Origin of the sequence: Anaerotignum sp. (assembly GCF_031981185.1) — a bacterium.
Taxonomy (GTDB): domain Bacteria; phylum Bacillota; class Clostridia; order Lachnospirales; family Anaerotignaceae; genus Chakrabartyella.
Genome location: NZ_DALYUL010000017.1, coordinates 83,026 through 85,194, shown reverse-complemented (window position 1 = coordinate 85,194; position 2,169 = coordinate 83,026). Strand labels below are relative to the sequence as shown.

Below are 2,169 nucleotides of genomic sequence, written 5' to 3'. Positions count from 1 at the left end.
ACTGAAAATCCTCGTGTCGCTGGTTCGATTCCGGCTCTGGGCATTTAGATAGTTATTATTAATAAATCCTATTACATAGAAAAGGAAGCAATTGCTTCCTTTTTTTCCTATGTGGGAAGAAAGGTGGCAGGTATGAAAAAGGGAGATAAAATTCTGATTTTAGTTCTTCTTGTGGCAGCGATTGGCTTTGCCCTTTTTTTCTTTCTGGGAGCGGAAAAAGGCGGATATGCAAGAATTACTGCCGATGGTGAAGTAAAAGCGGAGTTGCCCCTATCTGAGGATACCCTATATCGGGTTGAAACAGAAACGGGCTTTAATATCATACAGATTCAGGATGGCTATGTTACCATGCAAGAGGCGGACTGCAGAGACCAGATTTGTGTGGAGCATAAAAAAATCCATTTAACAGGAGAAACCATTGTTTGTTTGCCCCATAAATTAGTGGTGGAAATTATAGGGGAAAAGAAAACAGCGTATGATATGGTGGTGGGATAAATGGGGCGGAAAAGTGTTGCATATTATGGGCTGTTTGCGGCTCTAGGCATACTTATGGGCTATGTAGAAATGCTGATACCGTTGCCACTTTTGGTTCCGGGGATGAAACTTGGTCTTGCCAATGTAATTATTGTTATTGTGCTATATTTTATGGATGCAAGGGCGGCATTTTTTATTTCTCTCGTGCGGGTGCTTCTTTCCGGGTTGATGTTTGCGGGTTTTGCAGGCTTGCTGTATAGTCTTTCGGGAGCTTTATTCAGCTATTGCATTATGGTGCTTTTGAAAAAAACGAATCAATTCAGTATCATAGGGGTTAGTATTGCCGGTGGAGTTTTTCACAATATTGGTCAAATTATTGTAGCTGCTATGGTTGTGGAAAATATTCGGTTAATGTATTATTTGCCGTTTTTGCTTATTTTTGGTCTGATCACAGGTGGAGTAATCGGTGTGGTTGCCAGAACAAGCTTGGGATATCTAAATCGTCGTTTTTGAAATGGACGAATGTGTTCAAATCAAGGACACGGGTCGCTATTTGTTCATGAATTCTTGTGAAAAGGGAAGAAAAACCGACGATATCAACAAAATCACGAAAAATATGAACTCCCCCTTGTACAAGGGGGGTTTTAGTGCTAAAATCTTATGAAAATAATTCTTTTAGAGTTGGAGCGTAGAGAAATACGCTCCCTATTTTTCATCAGGAGGAGAAAAAAATGGCGAAATACTTTACGGAACCATCCAGAACCTTTAGCGAATTTTTATTGGTACCGGGTTATTCTTCAAAGGAATGTACAGTTGATAATGTGAGTTTGAAAACCCCCGTAGTGAAATTCAAAAAAGGCGAAAAACCCGCTTTAGAGATGAATATTCCCTTAACTTCCGCGGTTATGCAGGCAGTATCTGACGACAAAATGGCGGTGGCTCTGGCAAAGGAAGGCGGTATTTCCTTTATTTTCGGTTCTCAGAGTATAGAAAGTCAGACGGCAATGGTGGCAAGAGCAAAGGCTTACAAAGCAGGTTTTGTTATGAGTGATTCCAACATTAGCCCCGAGAGCACTTTACAGGATATTTTGAACTTGAAGCGCAAAACAGGCCATTCTACTGTAGCGGTGACCACTGACGGCACTGCTCAGGGAAAATTGGTGGGTATTGTAACCAGCAGAGATTATAGAATCAGCCGTATGGAGAGAGATACAAAGGTGAGTGAGTTTATGACCCCTTTGAATCAGCTGATTACAGCACCTGAGGGTACAAGCCTGAAGGAAGGGAACAACATTATTTGGGACAATAAAATCAATCAGCTGCCTATTGTTGATAAAGAGGGTAGACTGCAATATTTGGTATTCCGTAAGGATTATGACAGTCACAAGGAAAATTCCCATGAGCTTTTAGATAAGGACAAAAGATATGTGATTGGCGCGGGAATTAACACCAGAGATTATATGGTAAGAGTACCTGCTTTGGTGGAAGCGGGCGTAGATATTCTTTGTATCGATTCTTCCGAGGGGTATTCCGAATGGCAGAAGGATGCCATGGATTGGGTGCGTAAAAACTACGGAGATACTGTGAAAATCGGCGCAGGCAACGTGGTAGATAAAGAAGGCTTCCGTTTCTTGGCAGATTGTGGTGCAGATTTCGTTAAGGTTGGTATCGGCGGCGGCTCCATTTGTATTACTA

The 2,169-nt window shown here is 41.7% G+C and carries 3 protein-coding genes; all 3 read left to right on the top strand.

Going from position 1 to position 2,169, the window contains the following annotated elements; genetic code table 11:
- Positions 1 to 132 precede the first annotated feature (132 nt).
- Positions 133 to 495 carry a NusG domain II-containing protein gene (locus RTK36_RS10930; RefSeq protein ID WP_312047128.1) on the top strand — a complete coding sequence of 121 codons (363 nt, stop codon included), beginning with the start codon at positions 133 to 135 and terminating at the stop codon, positions 493 to 495.
- Positions 496 to 987: a Gx transporter family protein gene (locus RTK36_RS10925; protein ID WP_312047126.1), complete on the top strand. Its 492-nt coding sequence runs from the start codon at positions 496 to 498 to the stop codon at positions 985 to 987.
- A gap of 218 nt (positions 988 to 1,205) precedes the next feature.
- Positions 1,206 to 2,169, top strand: a 964-nt coding sequence (locus RTK36_RS10920; protein ID WP_312047124.1) for an IMP dehydrogenase, incomplete at its 3' end; no start/stop codon positions are given.